Origin of the sequence: Pseudomonas sp. R1-18 (genome assembly GCF_051132095.1) — a bacterium.
GTDB lineage: Bacteria > Pseudomonadota > Gammaproteobacteria > Pseudomonadales > Pseudomonadaceae > Aquipseudomonas.
This window is the reverse complement of the sequence record NZ_CP071658.1, coordinates 4,815,810-4,833,383: the sequence shown is the minus strand read 5'-3', so window position 1 is coordinate 4,833,383 and position 17,574 is coordinate 4,815,810. Positions and strand designations below refer to the sequence as shown.

General features: G+C 61.0%; 18 protein-coding genes and 1 pseudogene. 9 read left to right on the top strand and 10 right to left on the bottom strand.

Going from position 1 to position 17,574, the window contains the following annotated elements:
* Genes J3P77_RS21960 through J3P77_RS21950 form a run of 3 tightly spaced genes read left to right on the top strand, consistent with a single transcriptional unit; the run spans position 1 to position 2,595 of the window.
* The gene (locus tag J3P77_RS21960; protein WP_434678721.1) at positions 1 to 1,065 is read left to right on the top strand and encodes a COX15/CtaA family protein; all 1,065 of its coding nucleotides are present in this window, start codon (positions 1 to 3) and stop codon (positions 1,063 to 1,065) included.
* Between the two features lies 1 nt (position 1,066).
* A complete protein-coding gene (gene cyoE / locus J3P77_RS21955; RefSeq protein ID WP_434678719.1) occupies positions 1,067 to 1,966 on the top strand; it encodes a heme o synthase in 900 nt (299 codons plus the stop codon).
* On the top strand, positions 1,963 to 2,595 hold the full coding sequence (locus J3P77_RS21950) for an SCO family protein (protein WP_434678717.1): 633 nt from the start codon (positions 1,963 to 1,965) through the stop codon (positions 2,593 to 2,595). Before cyoE ends, J3P77_RS21950 begins: the two co-directional genes overlap by 4 nt.
* A 57-nt stretch (positions 2,596 to 2,652) precedes the next feature.
* On the opposite strand, the gene J3P77_RS21945 is transcribed toward J3P77_RS21950, so the two are convergent.
* From J3P77_RS21945 to J3P77_RS21915, 7 genes are all read right to left on the bottom strand, one after another.
* Positions 2,653 to 3,426, bottom strand: a complete 774-nt coding sequence (locus J3P77_RS21945) for a MetQ/NlpA family ABC transporter substrate-binding protein (RefSeq protein WP_434678715.1) — start codon at positions 3,424 to 3,426, stop codon at positions 2,653 to 2,655.
* A 53-nt stretch (positions 3,427 to 3,479) separates the two neighbouring features.
* Positions 3,480 to 4,154, bottom strand: coding sequence for a methionine ABC transporter permease (locus J3P77_RS21940; protein WP_434678713.1), 675 nt, complete (start codon positions 4,152 to 4,154; stop codon positions 3,480 to 3,482).
* On the bottom strand, positions 4,154 to 5,161 hold the full coding sequence (locus tag J3P77_RS21935) for a methionine ABC transporter ATP-binding protein (RefSeq protein WP_434678711.1): 1,008 nt from the start codon (positions 5,159 to 5,161) through the stop codon (positions 4,154 to 4,156). Before J3P77_RS21935 ends, J3P77_RS21940 begins: the two co-directional genes overlap by 1 nt.
* A 222-nt stretch (positions 5,162 to 5,383) precedes the next feature.
* Complete coding sequence (locus J3P77_RS21930; protein WP_434678710.1) at positions 5,384 to 6,100, bottom strand: PA5502 family lipoprotein; 717 nt, start codon at positions 6,098 to 6,100, stop codon at positions 5,384 to 5,386.
* Positions 6,101 to 6,137: 37 nt separating this feature from the next.
* Positions 6,138 to 6,926: a zinc ABC transporter permease subunit ZnuB gene (gene znuB, locus J3P77_RS21925; RefSeq protein WP_434678709.1), complete on the bottom strand. Its 789-nt coding sequence runs from the start codon at positions 6,924 to 6,926 to the stop codon at positions 6,138 to 6,140.
* Entirely contained in the window at positions 6,919 to 7,716 is a 798-nt protein-coding gene (znuC, locus tag J3P77_RS21920; protein WP_434678708.1) for a zinc ABC transporter ATP-binding protein ZnuC, read from the bottom strand. Before znuC ends, znuB begins: the two co-directional genes overlap by 8 nt.
* Entirely contained in the window at positions 7,716 to 8,198 is a 483-nt protein-coding gene (locus J3P77_RS21915; RefSeq protein ID WP_434678707.1) for a Fur family transcriptional regulator, read from the bottom strand. The genes znuC and J3P77_RS21915 overlap by 1 nt, the downstream gene beginning before the upstream one ends.
* A 67-nt stretch (positions 8,199 to 8,265) precedes the next feature.
* On the opposite strand from J3P77_RS21915, the gene J3P77_RS21910 reads away from it, so the two are divergent.
* Positions 8,266 to 9,198: a zinc ABC transporter substrate-binding protein gene (locus J3P77_RS21910; RefSeq protein WP_434678706.1), complete on the top strand. Its 933-nt coding sequence runs from the start codon at positions 8,266 to 8,268 to the stop codon at positions 9,196 to 9,198.
* Positions 9,199 to 9,296: 98 nt separating this feature from the next.
* Here J3P77_RS21910 and J3P77_RS21905 read toward each other — a convergent pair whose 3' ends face one another.
* Positions 9,297 to 10,247 (bottom strand): homoserine kinase, encoded by a 951-nt coding sequence (locus J3P77_RS21905; RefSeq protein WP_434678705.1) that lies wholly within the window; start codon positions 10,245 to 10,247, stop codon positions 9,297 to 9,299.
* Positions 10,248 to 10,283: 36 nt separating this feature from the next.
* Positions 10,284 to 10,571 carry a DUF2782 domain-containing protein gene (locus tag J3P77_RS21900; RefSeq protein WP_434678703.1) on the bottom strand — a complete coding sequence of 96 codons (288 nt, stop codon included), beginning with the start codon at positions 10,569 to 10,571 and terminating at the stop codon, positions 10,284 to 10,286.
* Between the two features lie 74 nt (positions 10,572 to 10,645).
* On the opposite strand from J3P77_RS21900, the gene polA reads away from it, so the two are divergent.
* Positions 10,646 to 13,408, top strand: coding sequence for a DNA polymerase I (polA, locus tag J3P77_RS21895; RefSeq protein WP_434678701.1), 2,763 nt, complete (start codon positions 10,646 to 10,648; stop codon positions 13,406 to 13,408).
* A 240-nt stretch (positions 13,409 to 13,648) separates the two neighbouring features.
* Here the strand turns inward: polA and yihA are convergent, their stop codons facing one another.
* Positions 13,649 to 14,284 carry a ribosome biogenesis GTP-binding protein YihA/YsxC gene (gene yihA, locus J3P77_RS21890; protein WP_434678700.1) on the bottom strand — a complete coding sequence of 212 codons (636 nt, stop codon included), beginning with the start codon at positions 14,282 to 14,284 and terminating at the stop codon, positions 13,649 to 13,651.
* Positions 14,285 to 14,633: 349 nt separating this feature from the next.
* On the opposite strand from yihA, the gene J3P77_RS21885 reads away from it, so the two are divergent.
* The 4 genes and pseudogenes from J3P77_RS21885 to J3P77_RS21870 form a co-directional block, all read left to right on the top strand.
* Positions 14,634 to 15,251 carry a c-type cytochrome gene (locus J3P77_RS21885; protein ID WP_434678699.1) on the top strand — a complete coding sequence of 206 codons (618 nt, stop codon included), beginning with the start codon at positions 14,634 to 14,636 and terminating at the stop codon, positions 15,249 to 15,251.
* A gap of 169 nt (positions 15,252 to 15,420) precedes the next feature.
* On the top strand, positions 15,421 to 16,065 hold the full coding sequence (locus J3P77_RS21880; RefSeq protein WP_434678698.1) for a thiol:disulfide interchange protein DsbA/DsbL: 645 nt from the start codon (positions 15,421 to 15,423) through the stop codon (positions 16,063 to 16,065).
* A gap of 9 nt (positions 16,066 to 16,074) precedes the next feature.
* Positions 16,075 to 16,950 (top strand): endonuclease/exonuclease/phosphatase family protein, encoded by an 876-nt coding sequence (locus J3P77_RS21875; RefSeq protein ID WP_434678697.1) that lies wholly within the window; start codon positions 16,075 to 16,077, stop codon positions 16,948 to 16,950.
* Positions 16,947 to 17,475, top strand: a pseudogene (locus J3P77_RS21870) (hypothetical protein); the annotation flags it as partial. The gene J3P77_RS21875 and the pseudogene J3P77_RS21870, both read left to right, overlap by 4 nt.
* Positions 17,476 to 17,574: the final 99 nt, after the last annotated feature.

Sequence of the window (17,574 nt, the reverse complement as noted above, 5' to 3'; positions counted from 1 at the left end):
ATGACCCGCCCCGGATTTCGTCTCGCACTGCTGGCTACATTGCTGGCCCTGGTAGTGGTCCTGCTCGGCGCCTATACCCGGCTGACCCATGCCGGCCTGGGTTGTCCCGACTGGCCGGGTTGCTACGGCTTCATCATGGTGCCGACAGGCGACGCGCAACTTGCTCACGCGCAACTGCATTTCCCTGATGCGCCGGTGGAAGCTGAAAAAGGCTGGAGCGAAATGATCCACCGTTACTTTGCCGGCGCACTGGCATTGACCATTCTGGCGCTGGCGCTGCAAGCCTGGCGCAGGCGGCATGAAGCAGGACAGCCATTGAAACTGCCGCTGCTGATCTGGAGCGTGGTTCTGACTCAGGCGGCATTCGGTATGTTGACCGTGACCCTCAAGCTCTGGCCGCAAGTCGTGGTGACGCATCTGCTGGGCGGTTTCGCAACCTTGGGCCTGTTGTTGGTGCTTACTTTGCGTTTGAGCGTTTCAGACTCTCGCCACCACGATTATCCCCTGCGCTTGCGACGGGCTGCGTTGCTCGGCCTGCTGCTGGTTGTCGCGCAGATCGCATTGGGCGGCTGGGTCAGCGCCAACTACGCAGCCATGGCCTGCACCGATCTGCCGACGTGTCAGGGGCAATTGTGGCCTGACGCGGACTTCGCCAACGGTTTTCATCTCAGCCAGCATATCGGCCCCAACTATCTGGGCGGACAACTCGACAGCGAGGCGCGAACCGCGATCCATCTGACTCATCGCATCGGCGCGCTGCTGGTGTTGATCAGCTTGTCGACGCTGGCGTGGCGGCTGCGCCGAGCGGGCCTTGGAGGATTGGCAATCTGCCTGATGGTGGCGCTGTGTGTGCAGATCGGGCTGGGGATCAGCAACGTGCTGTTCCATCTGCCACTGGCGGTCGCGCTGGGCCATAACGCAGGCGGCGCCGTCTTGCTGCTGAGCATGGTCCTGATCAATTACCGGCTGGCCACTCCGGCTTGGCAACGAGCGACGCGTCGGGCGGGATCGCCGGGGCGGCTGTTCGGGGTAATAAACCCGGACGCCGTCCGAAGGATGCGATGACATGGTGCCCGAGATCTTGCCGCGACGTGGTGCTTTACGATGGCGTGATTATCTGGAGCTCACCAAGCCAAGGGTGGTGGTTCTGATGCTGGTGACTGCAAGCGTGGGTATGTTTCTCGCCACCCATGACGGCGTTCCGTGGAAAGCCCTGGTGTTCGCAAACCTCGGGATCGGCCTGTGCGCAGCGGGCGCGGCTGTGATCAACCACGTCGTGGACCGGCGTATCGACGCGCTCATGGCCCGCACCCACCGACGCCCAATCGCTCAGGGACGCATAACGCCTCACGCTGCGCTGACCTTCGCATTCTCGCTGGCACTGGCCGGTCAGGCGGTTTTGCTCGGATTCAGCAATCCTCTGACCGCCGGCCTGACCCTGGCTTCGCTGCTCGGTTACGCAGTCATCTACACCGGCTTTCTCAAGCGAGCCACGCCGCAAAATATCGTCATCGGCGGGCTGGCCGGTGCTGCGCCGCCGTTGCTGGGCTGGGTGGCAGTCAGCGGCCAACTGAGTGCCGAGCCCTTGCTGCTGACGCTGATCATCTTTGCCTGGACGCCGCCACACTTCTGGTCGCTGGCGATTCATCGCAAGGCCGAATACGCCAAGGCCGATATTCCGATGCTGCCGGTCACCCACGGCGACCACTACACCAAGATTCATATCGTGCTGTACACCTGCATCCTGTTTGCGGTCAGCCTGCTGCCTTATGTGATTCATATGAGCGGCATGCCGTACCTGCTATGCGCGACAGGATTAGGATTGCGCTTCCTGTGGTGGAGCTGGGTGCTGTACCGTGGGACCCGACCACACGCGGCAATAGCCACCTTCAAGTACTCTTTGTGGTACCTGTTGCTATTGTTTGTCGCTCTGCTCGCCGACCACTATCTGTTGCCGAATTCATGACCCGAACCCAGAAGACCGTATTTATCCTCGTCGCCATCGTGGCGCTGATCGTGGGCCTGACTGTCCAGCGCGTACTGCTGAACAAAGGCTCCGGCGATCAGACGGCAATGATCGACGCAGGGATTATCCTGCTGCCAAAAAGTCGTACCCTGCCCGACCTGAACATGACCAATCAGGACGGCGCGCCGGTGGCGGTGGACGAATTGAAAGGCCAGTGGACGCTGCTGTTCTTCGGTTACACGTTCTGCCCGGATATCTGCCCGACCACGCTGGCACAGATACGACAGGTCAGAAGTGAGTTATCCGCGCAGGATGCAGCCAGGCTTCGTGTGGTGCTGGTCAGCGTCGACCCCAACCGGGACACGCCGCAGCGGCTCAAGGAGTATCTGGGCTTTTTTGACAAACAGTACGTTGGCCTGACCGCGCCGGTTGCGGATATCCAGAAGCTCGCCAATGCAGTGAGTGTTCCGTTCATTCCGGCCGATACCAGCAAGCCGAACTACACCGTGGACCACAGCGGCAACCTCGCCGTGCTCGGCCCGGACGGAACACAGCGCGGCTTTATCCGCGCCCCGCTCAACGGCCAGAAGCTGGTGGCGCAGTTGCCGGAGTTGCTGGACAGGAAATGACGTTGCTCGCTGGTCTGTAGGAGCGAACTTGTTCGCGAAGAGGGCTCACCCCAAAGATCAGAACGCCGGAACCACTGCGCCTTTGTACTTCTCGACCAGGAAGGCCTTGAGTTCAGGGCTGTTCAGCGCGGCGACCAGTTTCTTCATCGCGTCCGAGTCCTTGTTGTCCGGGCGGGCGACCAGGATGTTGGCGTAAGGCGATTCAGCGCCCTCGATCACCAGCGCATCCTTGGTCGGATCCAGCTTGGCGGCCAGAGCGTAGTTGGTGTTGATCAGCGCCAGGTCAACCTGGGTCAGCACGCGTGGCAGCGTTGCGGCTTCCAGCTCCCGGAATTTCAGGTCCTTGGGGTTGTTCACGACATCCGAAGGCTTGGACAGGATGTTGGTCGGGTCCTTCAGCGTGATCAGACCGGCCTTGGCCAGCAACAGCAAAGCGCGGCCTTCGTTGGTGGCGTCGTTGGGCAGCGCGACGTTCCCGCCGCCTGGCAGATCTTCCAGCTTCTTGAACTTGTCAGAGTAGGCACCGAATGGCTCGACGTGGACTTTGGCAACCGCGACCAGATCGGTGTTCTTGCCTTTGTTGAACTCGTCCAGATACGGCTGGTGCTGGAAGAAGTTGGCGTCCATACGCTTCTGGGACACCTGCACGTTTGGCTGGATATAGTCGTTGAAGACCTTGATGTTCAGGTCTACGCCTTCCTTGGCCAGAGTCGGCTTCACAAATTCAAGGATTTCCGCGTGTGGCACGGCGGAAGCGGCGACAGTCAGGGTTTCGTTGGCCTGCGCGGACAGCGCGGTAACGGCGGCAAATACGGCCAGTAGTTTTTTCATGCAACAACTCCTTTGTAAGGTCCGCTCGAAGCGGACCGTTGCCAGCTGATCGATCAACGATGAGTGAAGTGTGCAACCAGTCGATCTCCGACGGTTTGCAGGATCTGCACCAGCACCAATAGCAATACGACTGTCACGAACATCACATCGTTCTGGAAACGCTGGTAGCCGTAGCGGATCGCCAGATCGCCCAGGCCGCCGGCACCGACGGCGCCCGCCATGGCGGTGAAAGACACCAGCGCGATAGCGGTGACGGTAATCGCAGCCAGAATGCCGGGCCGGGCCTCGGGCAGCAGCGCTTTGACGATGATCTGCCGCGTGGTCGCGCCCATCGCCTGAGTGGCTTCGATGATGCCGCGGTCCACTTCGCGCAATGCAGTCTCTACCAGACGGGCAAAGAACGGCGTGGCACCTGCAATCAGCGGCGGCAATGTGCCGAGAATGCCCAGCGAAGTGCCTGTGATGATTTCCGTCAGCGGCATCATCACGATCAGCAGAATGATGAACGGCAGCGCCCGCAGCATGTTCACGATCAGCCCGACCGTGGCGTACAGCGGCTTGTTTTCCAGCAGCTGGCGCGGCGAGGTGAGAAACATCAGCACGCCCAGTGGCAGGCCGAACAGGATGGTGAAACCCAGCGAAACACCGAGCATGATCAGGGTATCGCCGGTGGCGACCCAGATTTCGTACCAGTCCACGTTGGAAAACAGATTCAGAAAAGCGTCCATCAGCGCAGGACCTCCATATGAACGTCCGCGGCCGCGAAGCGCGCAAAGGCGGCGTCCATGTCGCCGCCGGTGATGGCCAGCGTCAGCTGCCCGTAAGGCGTGTCCTTGATGCGGTCGATACGACCCGCGAGGATGCTGTAGTCAACGCCGGTCTCCCGCGCGACCGTGCCCAGCAACGGCGCGTAGGTGGCTTCACCCTGGAATGTCAGACGTACGATGCGCCCCTGCACATGGGAAAAGTCGTCGCGCTGCTCGTTCTCGTCGACCTGCTCGTCTTCCTGCACGAAACGCTTGGTGGTCGGATGCCTGGGATGCAGGAACACGTCCGCCACATTCCCCTGCTCGACGATCACGCCTGCGTCCATCACCGCCACCTGATCGCAGACCCGACGGATAACGTCCATTTCGTGGGTGATCAGCACAATGGTCAGCTTCAACTCACGGTTGATCTCAGCCAGCAGTTGCAGGACCGAGGCAGTCGTCTGCGGATCAAGGGCGCTGGTGGCCTCGTCGCACAGCAAAATCTTGGGTTTGGTGGCCAGAGCGCGGGCAATGCCGACACGCTGCTTCTGGCCGCCGGACAGCTGCGCCGGATACTTCCTGGCGTGGTCGGACAGCCCGACGCGCTCCAGCAATTGCGCCACGCGCTGGTCAATCTGGGCCCGAGGCATGTCGCCGGCCAGAGTCAGCGGCATGGCGACGTTGTCCGCCACGGTCTTGGATGCCAGCAGATTGAAGTGCTGGAAGATCATCCCGACCTGTTGCCGAAAACGGCGCAGACCATTGGCGTCCAGCGCGGTGACGTCTTCACCGTCAACCACGATCTTCCCGCCGCTCGGAGCTTCGAGGCGATTGATCAGGCGCAGCAGCGTGCTTTTGCCAGCGCCGGAGTGACCGATCAGGCCAAACACCTGACCGTTCTCGACGCGCAGGCTGGTGGGGTGCAGGGCAGGTATATCCTTGCCAGCAACCCGGTAGGTTTTATGGACGTTATGAAACTCGATCACGGAGCGAACCTTGTGGGGGCGCGTTGGGAAATCAGCGCAGTGGACACTGTGCCACTTGCTTCGTTACCCCGGCCGGATTGGGCCGGGCGCGCATTTTAGCCTGTCCGGGCTGGGGTGCTTAGCATTTATTTGTTGCGTGCCTGCGTAAGTGACATAAGGCCATCACTTACGCGGCGTATCGTGCGAGGTTTGCGCAAGCGCGCGGCTGCCGGTGACGGCCGATCAGCGTCTTGCAGGTGTCAGCACGATGCGGGCTTGCTCGTTACGGTCGATCTGCCGGCGCAGTTCGAGCTCGAAGTCTGGATTGATCTTCGTGACCCGCTTGGTCAGCAAAGTGGCCAGCCACGGATAATCATCGGTGCGCGGCACGAGTATCAGCGCCTCGCAGTTGAATGCCACGGTATCGGCGGCAATAGCGTCCAGCTGACGACGCAGTTGCGCCATGTCACCGATATCGAGATCTATGGTGGTGCTTTCCGCCGTCGGATCGATCAGCTTTGCTACACGGCGCGCTTCGGCGGCTTGCAACTCTGCTTCAGCCTTTTCCAGCTCCGCTTTGCGCGCATGGGCGATGGCGCCATTCACACCACTGGTCAGCGCCGGAGCCTTGGGCATCAGGGCGCGCGCGCGGGTCAGTGCGGTGGCGGCGGCGTTCATGTCACCTTTCTGCAAACCGATCTGGCTGCGGGCCAGATAGGCTTCGGCCAGCCGCCGCTGGAAGGATTCCAGACGAATGTCGTTGGGCGCAGCGGCTTGCAACGCCGCCAACTGTTCTTCGGCTGTCGCCAGTTCGTTGCTGGCGATGCTCTGGTCAAGCTGTGCGAACCCGTCTGGCTGACTGTCGGTCACAGGCGTTTCAACCGTGGGCGCACTCTGACAGGCGCCCAACAGGACGGAAAATGCGACCAGTAGCAGATAGCGTGAGGCGAGCGGCTTCATCCTGCGATTCTCTAGTTTGCGCAAAAAACGAGCAAGTCTACACCGCTCGCTTGGGGAGAACAAAGCTGAGCAAGAACAGCGCGGCGGCCGAGACAACGATCGATGGCCCGGCGGGCGTATCCTTGAACCACGACAACGATAGACCAATAGCCACCGCCGTCACGCCCAACAGACTGGCACCCAGTGCCATTTGTTCCGGGGAGCGGGCGTGACGCTGTGCCGCAGCGGCAGGAATGATCAACAACGAGGTGATCAACAGGACGCCAACGATCTTCATCGCCACCGCGATCACCACGGCGATCAGCAGCATCAGCGTCATGCGCAATGCCGCAACCGGAAGACCTTCGACCCTGGCCAGTTCCTCGTGCACGGTGATCGCCAGCAATGGCCGCCAGAGCGTGACGATCAGCACCAGCACCAGCGCACTCCCGCCCAGGATCCAGGCCAGATCGGTCGGGCTGATCGCCAGCAGGTCGCCGAACAGGTACGCCATCAGATCGATGCGTACTTCATGCATGAAGCTCAGCACCACTAGCCCCAACGACAGCGTGCTCGGCGCCAGGATGCCAAGCAGGGTGTCGGACGCCAGCGGCTGGCGCTGTTGCAGCGTGACGAGCAGCACCGCCAGCAGCAGGCAACCGCAAGTCACTGCGATGGTCGGGCTGACATCCAGCAAAAAACCCAGCGCTACGCCGAGCAGCGCCGCGTGGGACAGCGTATCGCCGAAATACGCCATGCGCCGCCAGACGACGAACGAGCCCAGCGGGCCGGCAACGATGGCAAGGGCCAGGCCCGCGAGCAAGGCATAGAGTAGAAAATCAGCCATGCTTGCAGCTGTCTCCGTGAACGTGAGTGTGAAGATGCGGTGCGGAGGGCGAAGCATCGCTGACCACTTCGCCATGCAGATCGTGAGCGTGGTCGTGGTGATGGTGATAGATCGCCAGGCTTTGGGCGTTCTTGCCGAACAGCTCCACGAAGGCCGGATCGTGGCTGACCTGTTCCGGATGGCCAGAGCAGCACACATGGCGATTGAGGCAGACCACTTGATCGGTGGTGCTCATCACCAGATGCAAATCGTGGGAAACCATCAGCACGCCGCAGCGGTGGCGGTCGCGCAGGCGAGTGATCAGGCTGTAGAGCTCGGCCTGACCGGCGACGTCGACGCCCTGCACCGGTTCGTCGAGCACCAGCAACTCGGGCTTGCGCAGCAACGCCCGAGCCAGCAGGACACGTTGCATCTCGCCGCCGGAAATACCTTGCAGCGGGCTGTCGATAACCTTTTCCGCGCCGACTTCTTCCAGCGCGGCCAATGCGGCGGCGCGATCCACGCCCGGCACCAGCCGCAGGAAACGCAGCACCGAAAGCGGCAAGGTCTGATCGACGTGCAGCTTCTGCGGCATGTAGCCAATACGCAGCCGGGGTTTGCGCCAGACCGTTCCGGCGTCGGGCTTCAACAGGCCAAGTACCGCACGCACCAGCGTCGTCTTGCCGGCGCCGTTGGGGCCGATCAGTGTGACGATCTGGCCCGGTTCAACGCTCAGCTGAATGTTGTCCAGTACGTTTTGCCCGGAGAGCGTGACGGCGACTTGCTCCAGGCGAATCAAGGCTGTGCTCATCAGGCTGCCTTGCACCCGGAGCAGATGCCGACGATCTCCACGGTCTGGCCTTCGACCGCAAACCCCACCTCGGCGGCGGCGTCGACCACTGCGTTGCTGATGGCCGGGTGTTGCAGCTCGATGGCGGCGTGACATTCGCGGCAGATCAGAAACTGACCCTGGTGCGCGTGAGTCGGGTGATTGCAGCCCGTGAATGCATTGAGCGAGGCAATGCGATGAACCAGACCGTTTTCGAGCAGAAAATCCAGCGCGCGATAAACCGTTGGTGGCGCAGCTCGACGACCATCTTCGTCGCTCAGCACGGCGAGGATGTCGTAGGCGCCCAGCGGCTTGTGGCTTTGCCAGACCAGTTCCAGCACGCGACGGCGCAAGGCGGTCAGGCGCAGACCTTGGCTGGCACACAGCGTGTCGGCTTCGGTAAGCGCCGAATGCACACAGTGCGAATGATCGTGGGGGCGGCTAGCCAGGGGTGTAATAGTCATGAGCGGGGACGACAATGGCGAGAGACGTTATTATGTTACCCGTTCCTGCCTTACATGAGTGGTTCACGTGCGCCGTCTTTTAAACCTTTTTGTCTTTTTGTCGACCAGTGTGCTGGTTGTTGCGCCGGTTCAGGCCGAAGTTCAGGTCCTTACCAGCATCAAGCCTTTGCAGCTGATAGCCGCAGCCGTCCAGGACGGCGTGGGCAAGCCCGAGGTGCTGCTGCCGCCTGGCGCGTCGCCGCACAACTATGCGCTTCGTCCATCCGATGTACGGCGTGTCCAGGAGGTCCGCTTGTTCTACTGGATCGGGCCGGACATGGAGAGCTTCCTGCCGCGCATCCTGCAGAACCGCAGCCAGCCGGCGGTTGCCGTGCAGAGCCTGCCGGGCATGCATCTGCGGCATTTCGCGGCAGATAACTCCTCGCACGATGACCATGATGACCACGGCGGTGATGACCACGATCATGACCACATGCCGGGCAGTCTGGACTCCCACCTGTGGTTGTCGACTGCAAATGCGCGGGTCATCGCGGCAAGGATGGCCACCGACCTTAGCGCCGCCGATGCGCCGAACGCCGCGCTTTACAAGCAGAACGCCGACGCGTTCGGCAAGCGGCTGGACGCGCTGGACGCCCGAATCAAGAGTCGCGTCGCGCCAATTGCCGACAAACCCTACTTCGTATTCCACGAAGCTTTCGATTACTTCGAGGAAGCGTATGGCCTCAAACACGCTGGCGTCTTCGCCGTGGCGGCCGAGATTCAGCCGGGCGCGCAGCATGTGGCAGCGATGCGCGAGCGGCTCAAGCAAGCGGGCAAGACCTGCGTATTCAGCGAGCCGCCACTGCGTCCGAGGCTGGCGGAAACCCTGACCGCGGGCCTGCCTGTCAAACTTGCGGAACTGGACCCGCTCGGCGGCTACACCGAGGCAACCGGCCAAGGTTACGAGCAGGTGTTGCAAAAGCTGGGTGACGATCTGGCCGGCTGTCTGGAAAGTTTGTAACCCTCTTTTCCAGGCATCCGCCGCTGCAGGAGCGCGTTTACCCGCGACTCAGCCGACACGGTCATACCGGTCGCGGGCAAGCGCGCTCCTACAGGCACTTACAAGGCAAATGGCAACGGGATATGTACGTCCTGGCGCTGAGCCAGGCGGTTTTCGAATTCCATCGGGTCGTGGATCAACACGTCTTGCCCGGCAAAAGACTCGGCGGCGATCAAGCGTGACAGCCAGAAACGCACGCAACCCACGCGCAGCATGGTGGGCCAGAGCTGAGCCTCGGCGGCGGTGAATGGTCGCAGCGCGGCGTAGGCTCCCAGCATCGCGCGCGCGAGTACCGGGTCCAGATGGCCGTCTTCACGCGAGCACCAGTCGTTCAGGGCGATGGCCAGGTCATAGAGCATCGGCCCGGAACAGGCGTTGTAGAAGTCGATCAGCCCGGTGAGGTGCGTACCCTCGAACAGCGCGTTGTCGCGGAACAGGTCGCCGTGCAGGTTGGCGCGCGGCAGCGCCAGGATCTGCGGCTTGAGCTGAGCGATTTCCTTGAGCGCCTTGTCCAGAAGCGCGCGCTCCCGATCACCCAGGTGCGAGAGAAATTCGTTTCCTTCGCTGAGCATCCAGTCCAGGCCACGATCAGTCTTGCGTTCCAGCACGTGGCTACGGGTCGCCAGATGCAGCTTGCCCAGTAACCCGCCAATCTCCACGCAGTGCTGGGTGTTGGGCTCCTTGATGTGCTTGCCAGGCAGGCGCGGCTGCAGCAGCGCCGGTTTGCCGGCCAGCTCGCGCAGTGCCTGCCCTTCGGTGGTGCGCAGCGCGTAGGGCACCGGCAAATCGGCGTCGTGTAGCACGTCCAGTAGCTCGATGAAGAACGGCATTTCCTGGACCGGGCCGCGCTCGACCAGCGTCAGGACGAATTCGCCCTTCTCCAGGCTGATGAAGTAATTGGTGTTTTCACTACCGGCGGCAATGCCCTGAAAGTCGCGCAGACGGCCGAGCCCGTAAGGGGCGAGAAAAGTTTCCAGCTCGGGCCGAGCCAGTGGGGTAAAAACGGACATATCAAGACTGCCAGCAAGTTGAGTGATTAAAAGGCGTTACCAGCTGAAGATTTCCCATTGAGGGATCAGCATGTCCGGTTGGTCCGAACGGATGAAATTAGGGCTCGTGCCGTCGGCACGCACCAGAAAATAAGGTTTGCCACCCTTTGGGGTGATTTTTACGGCATACAGAAAGCCGTTCTGGCGATATTCCTGGATAGTCTTGTCGCCGTCGGTGCGGATGGTAACGTCCGGAGCCGCAGAAGGCGCGTCTTCGGCCGAAAAAGCGAGCATTGGACAGACAGCCAACAAGCCGGTCATTAACAGTCGATTTACTGTGCGCATGATAACCTTGTGCCTTTGTCGTCAATGGTCCCCGCATTCTAGCGCCGACCCCGCCGAAAAGGTTGATTCTGCTCATGAGCCAAGCACCCCTCGTCCTGGTGGACGGTTCTTCGTATCTGTACCGCGCCTTCCATGCACTGCCACCACTGGCTACTTCCAAGGGCTTGCCGACCGGCGCTGTCAAAGGCGTGCTGAACATGCTCAAGAGCCTGCGTCGGCAATATCCGGAAAGCCCGTTCGCGGTGGTTTTCGATGCCAAGGGCGGGACGTTTCGCGACGAGATGTTCGCCGAATACAAGGCCAACCGGCCGAGCATGCCGGACGATCTGCGCGTGCAGGTCGATCTGCTGCATGCCTGCGTCAAGGGTCTGGGCTACCCGCTGTTGTGCGTGGACGGCGTCGAGGCGGACGACGTTATCGGTACGCTGGCGCGCAGCAGCGCTGCCGCGGACCGGCCGGTGATCATTTCGACCGGTGACAAGGACATGGCACAGCTGGTCGACGGCCACATCACGCTGGTCAATACCATGACCGGGACCGTGCTGGACGTGGCGGGTGTCAGGGAAAAATTCGGCGTCGGCCCGGAACACATCATCGATTACCTGGCGCTGATGGGCGACAAAGTCGATAACATTCCCGGCGTTCCCGGAGTTGGCGAAAAAACCGCCGTGGGCTTGCTGGTTGGAGTCGGCGGCGGCCTGAAAGAGCTTTATGGCAATCTCGAAGCGGTAGCGACCCTGCCGATTCGCGGCGCCAAGACGTTGGCCGCCAAGCTGGAGGAACACCGTGACATGGCGTTCCTCTCCTACGAGCTGGCGACCATCAAGATCGACGTGCCACTGGACATTGAGCTGGATCAACTGCATTGCGGCGAGCCGGATCGCGACGCGCTGATGGAGCTGTATGCAGAGCTTGAATTCAAGAGCTGGATCGAAGACCTGCAACGCGATGCCAAGCGCGCCGGTCAGGAGCTGGTGCCCGAAGAGCCGGTCGTGGTGCGCGAAGCATCCTATGAAGTCATTCTGGAGCAGGCCCAGTTCGAGGACTGGCTCAAGAAGCTCGAAGGCGCCAAACTGTTCGCCTTCGTCGCCCAGAGTAACGGCACCGACGCGCACCGCGCGCAAGTGGTCGGCCTGTCGTTCGCCATCCAGACCCACGAAGCGGCTTATATCCCGCTCAATCACTCCTACATGGGCGTGCCGCAGCAACTGGATCGCGACGCGGTGCTGACCGCGCTCAAGCCATTGCTGGAAGATCCGTCACGCATCAAGGTCGGCCAGCACGCCAAGTTCACCATCAACCTGCTCGCCAATTGCGCGATAGGTGGCGATCCCGCTCAGGGCATTCATCTGCAAGGCGTGAAGTACGACACCATCTTGGAATCCTACGTGCTGGATTCGACGGCGACCCGCCATGACCGCGACAGCCTGGTCGCCAGATACCTGACCCACACTCCGGTCAATTATCAGGACATCGCTGGCAAAGGCGCTAAACAGCTGTCTTTCGACCAGATCTCGCTGGAACAGGCGGGAATCTTCGCTGCCGAAGACGCTGACCTCACCCTGCGCCTGCATGAAGTGTTCGAAGCCAAGCTGGCAGCGATCCCGAGCTTGCAGCCCGTCCTGAACGACATCGAAATGCCGCTGCTGCCTGTGCTGGCGCGTATCGAGCGCCAGGGTGCTCTGGTCGATGCCCGGCTTTTGGGCATCCAGAGCGTCGAGCTGGGTGAAAAAATGACCGCGCTGGAGCGCGAAGCTTTCGCCATTGCCGGCGAGGAATTCAACCTGGGCTCGCCCAAGCAGTTGGGCGTGATCCTTTACGAAAAGCTCGGCATGCCGATCCTGAGCAAGACCGCCACCGGCCAGCCGTCCACCGCTGAAGCGGTGCTGGCGGAGCTGGCCGAGCAGGACTTCCCGCTGCCCAAGGTGCTGATGCAATACCGCTCGATGAGCAAGCTCAAGAGCACCTACACCGACCGTCTGCCCGAGCAGATCAATCCGCGCACCGGACGTATTCATACGTCCTACCACCAGGCGGTGGCGGTCACCGGACGCTTGTCCTCCAGCGACCCGAACCTGCAGAACATCCCGATCCGCACCGCCGAAGGCCGGCGGATTCGTCAGGCGTTCGTCGCGCCCAAGGGCTACAAATTGCTGGCGGCCGACTATTCGCAGATCGAGCTGCGCATTATGGCGCACCTGGCAAAAGACGAAGGCTTGCTGCACGCGTTCCGCAATGATCTGGACGTCCACCGCGCCACGGCGGCCGAAGTGTTTGGCGTCGAACTGGAAAACGTGACGACTGACATGCGCCGCAGCGCCAAGGCGATCAACTTCGGCCTTATCTATGGCATGAGCGCGTTCGGGCTGGCCAAGCAGATCGGGGTCGACCGCAAACAGTCTCAGGATTACGTGGACCGCTACTTCGCGCGCTATCCGGGCGTGCTCAACTACATGGAGCGCACCCGTACCCAGGCCGCGGAGCAGGGTTATGTCGAGACGATTTTCGGGCGTCGGTTGTACCTGCCGGATATCAATGCCAAGAACCCTTCGCTGCGCAAAGGCGCCGAACGCATGGCGATCAACGCGCCCATGCAGGGCACTGCCGCCGACATCATCAAGCGTGCGATGGTCGAAGTGAATCGCTGGCTGGATGAGTCTGGTCTGGATGCTCGCGTCATCCTTCAGGTTCACGACGAACTGGTGCTGGAGGTGCGCGAGGATCTGGTCGACCAGATCAGCGAGCAGATCCGCCCGCACATGAGTGGCGCGGCCGATCTGGAAGTGCCGTTGCTGGTTGAGGTCGGCGTGGGCAACAACTGGGATGAGGCGCACTGATCGCGCCAGGCGAGCCCGCGCAAAGGCTCGCCGCCAATCCGCTGGACAAGAACATTTCTCGTCTGGCGGAACTTAACGGGCAGGAAGCGAGTCAGACTTTTCGATTGGCTGAAAAGCCGGTCATGCTCCTATGTTGTGTTAAGTGTTGGCAGATATCCGGATCCCACCCTAAGGGTCTGGACCTTAAACCCCGTTCTTCCCCCTCCCCATACGAAGTCCGGGGTTTTTTTTGCCTGCGATTTACTCGACAGGCGCCTTGTCTTCCAGCTCCATCCAGTCAGCCAGCACGGTATAAGCTTCTTCCAGACCAAGGCGCTTGGGCGCGGAAAACAGCTGGATGGTCACCGCTTCACCCCAACCCTTGCGGATCTCGGACTGAACCTTGAGCAGCGTGTTCTTGGCCGCGCCGTAGGTCAGCTTGTCGGCCTTGGTCAGCAGGATGTGCATCGGCATCTGGCTGGCGATAGCCCAGTCCAGCATCAGAATGTCGAAGTCGGTCATTGGATGACGGATGTCCATCATCAGAATCAGACCTTTGAGGCTTTCGCGACTGCCCAGATAGGCCTCAAGATGGCGCTGCCAGTGTAGCTTGAGCGGAATCGGTACTTTGGCGTAGCCGTAGCCGGGCAAGTCCACCAGACGGCGGTCTTCATCCAGAGCGAAGAAATTGAGCAGCTGAGTACGGCCGGGCGTTTTCGAGGTGCGTGCCAGGCTGGCGTGGGTCAGCGTGTTGAGCGCACTGGACTTGCCGGCGTTGGAGCGGCCGGCGAAGGCAACTTCGTAGCCCTCGTCGTCGGGGCACTGGTCGACCTTGGCGGCGCTGAGCATGAACGTGGCCTGTTGGCACAGACCGAGGATGGGGTTTTTGAGTTGCATGTGATTTCCGGTGAAGGCCTTGCCTGCGTTGGGTGCGGCAAGAGGTGTCGTTTCCGTTTGGGAAGCCCGAGTATATAATGCCGCAAATTTTGTGTGTGCTTTCTCCCGCCAACGGGAGGAAGAGCACGAAAGCGAGAACTAATATGCGCATTAGAACGCAGTCCGCTTTCAACCTGAAAGGTTTTTGCTGAGTAAGAAGGCTTGGAGCAGCTGGTCACAGGGTTCAAAGCGATGCCGCCGCGTGGAATGTGCAAGGAACGCAGTAGTCAGGATTTGCGAACCGTCATCTTCGGGATGAGCAAGTCATCTGCTACCCAACTTTTCACCATTAGCCGATTTGGATTACCTGATGAACAAAATACTCGTGAGTATGCTGTTGGCGCTCGGCATCTGTGGCTCGGTGCGGGCCGCTGAAGTGGTAACCGGCGACGCCGCTGCCGGCCAGGCGAAAACGGCCGTCTGTGGCGCATGCCATGGCCCGGACGGCAACAGCCTGGCGCCCAACTTCCCCAAGATTGCCGGCCAGGGCGAGCGTTATCTGCTCAAGCAACTGCACGAGATCAAGGACGGCAAGCGGGTCGTACTGGAAATGACCGGATTGCTCAACAATCTCAACGACCAGGATCTGGCGGATATCGCGGCGTTTTATGCAGGTCAGAAAGGCAGCGTGGGCGCCGCCGATCCGAATCTGGTCGCGCGCGGCGAAGCGTTGTTTCGCGGCGGCAAGCTGGATCAGGGGCTGGCAGCCTGCATCGGTTGCCATTCACCCAACGGCACCGGCAATGCTCAGGCCGGTTTTCCACGCCTCGGTGGCCAGCACGCCGACTACATCAAGAAGCAGTTGACTGCGTTTCGCGAAGGCGACCGCACCAATGACGGCGATACCATGGTGATGCGCTCGATTGCCGCCAAACTGAGCAACAAGGATATCGACGCTCTGGCGCAATATATTCAAGGTCTGCACTGAATCGGACAGTGTTGACCCGGAACCTGAACGGCTTCACGGCATATGCAAAAAGGGCAGCTTCGGCTGCCCTTTTTTGTGGTTACGGGCGTTACACTACCGAACTCACGCTTTGGCGACGGGTCGAAAACGTTGTCGCTCAAAGGCGATTCCATCTGTTCAGGAGTTAAGCATGCGTAATCTGATCATCAGCGCCGCTCTGGTTGCCGCCAGTCTGTTCGGTATGTCCGCGCAAGCCGCAGAACCTATCCAGGCAGGCAAGCAATATGTAGAACTGAGCAGCGCTGTGCCGGTTTCCCAGCCCGGCAAGATCGAAGTCGTGGAGCTGTTCTGGTATGGCTGCCCGCACTGCTACGCATTTGAGCCGACTATCAACCCATGGGTTGAGAAACTGCCGGCCGACGTCAATTTCGTGCGTATTCCTGCCATGTTCGGCGGCCCTTGGGATGCCCACGGCCAGCTGTTCATCACCCTCGATACCATGGGCGTAGAGCACAAGGTTCACGCTGCGGTATTCGAGGCGATTCAGAAAGGCGGCAAGCGTCTGACCGACAAAAACGACATGGCTGACTTCGTGGCCACTCAAGGCGTCAGCAAGGAAGAGTTCCTGAAGACCTTCGATTCCTTCGCTGTGAAAGGCAAGATCGCGCAGTACAAGGAGTTGGCCAAGAAGTACGAAGTGACAGGCGTTCCAACCATGATCGTCAACGGCAAGTACCGTTTTGATCTGGGCACCTCTGGTGGCCCGGAAGCAACCCTGCAGGTGGCTGACCAGCTGATCGCCAAAGAGCGAGCAGCCAGCAACGCTGCCAAGTAAGCGCCTGCCATGCGCCGCTGGGGTAAGGGCACGGAACGAGTGGTTGGCCTGCATGAGCCGCGGGTCAACGAACTTCATCTGACGCAAAGCGGATTGCCGGAAGACGGCCGGCTTCGCCTGCTCAGCTTCAATATTCAGGTTGGCATCAGCACCGAGCGCTATCGCCATTATCTGACCCGAGGCTGGCAGCATCTTTTGCCTCACGTTGGACGCGCCGGCAATCTGCAGAAGATCGGCCAGCTGCTCAACGATTTCGATCTGGTTGCTCTGCAGGAAGTAGACGGCGGCAGCCTTCGCTCGGGCTTCGTCAATCAGGTAGAGCACCTTGCCCAGCTTGGCGGCTTCCCGTACTGGTATCAGCAGCTAAACCGCAATCTCGGGCGTTTCGCCCAGCATAGCAACGGCGTGCTGAGTCGTCTGCGCCCTGGAAAGATCGAGGACCATCCGCTGCCCGGCCCCGCCGGACGTGGCGCGATCCTGGTTCGTTTCGGGGAAGGCGAAGACGCCTTGGTGGTAGTCATGATGCACCTGGCGCTGGGTACCCGAACCCGAACCCGGCAACTGGCCTACATCCGCGAGCTGATCGGCGGTTATCGTCACCAGGTGCTGATGGGTGACATGAACACCCATGCCATTGATCTGCTCGAACTTTCGCCGTTGCGCGACCTCGGGCTGCTGGCTCCGCAGATTGAAGCCACCTTCCCCAGCTGGCGACCACAACGCTGCCTCGATCACATTCTGCTCAGCCCGACGCTGACGCTTGAACGTGTACAGGTTCTGGCCCAACCGATTTCGGATCACCTGCCAGTGGCGGTCGAAATCCGTTTGCCCGACTCGCTGCGCGGTGATTCTCTGCCTGTCGTAACCGGCAGTCCCATTGAATGAGCGACGACGCCGAGCGCTGGAAAGAGAAGTACCTGAAGGGCATCGAGCAGCAGGACCGGCTCGAAAAACGCTGGAGTGCAAGGCTCGATCTGCTGCGTCGCGGTCTGGTACGCAGCAGTCTGGCGGCGGAAGGTACTGACCGGGCCGTCGACCAGTGCATGAAGGAAATGCGCGAAATCGTTCGCAAGGACGACATGGATGCCGGCCTTGCAGCGCTGATTCCGCGGCTCGAAAAAGCCGTACTCGACTCTGAGCAGCGCCGCGAAGTGCGGGCCGGCCAGACGCTCGCTGCGCTGAACGCTCTGGTGACTCAGTTGCAGGCGCTGCCGCTGCCGCGCGATGTGCGCAAACCGCTCAAGCGTTTCGCCAAAGATCTCGAAGATCGCGCCGCCCAGGCCCGCGAGCTGCCGCTGCTATTGAGCGAGCTGAGTGGGCTGCAAGGCAAGGCGCTGACTGTTCTGGAAAAAACCGAAGAAGCTCCACGCCCCGGCCTGTTGCAACGCCTGTTCGGCACGCGCGAAGAAGATAGCGACAGCGCGCCTGCCCTGGAATCGCACGCCAATGATCCGGCGGTTTCGGTCGAGTCCGGTCTGGTCGAGTCAGGTCCGGTCGAGTCGGCTTTGG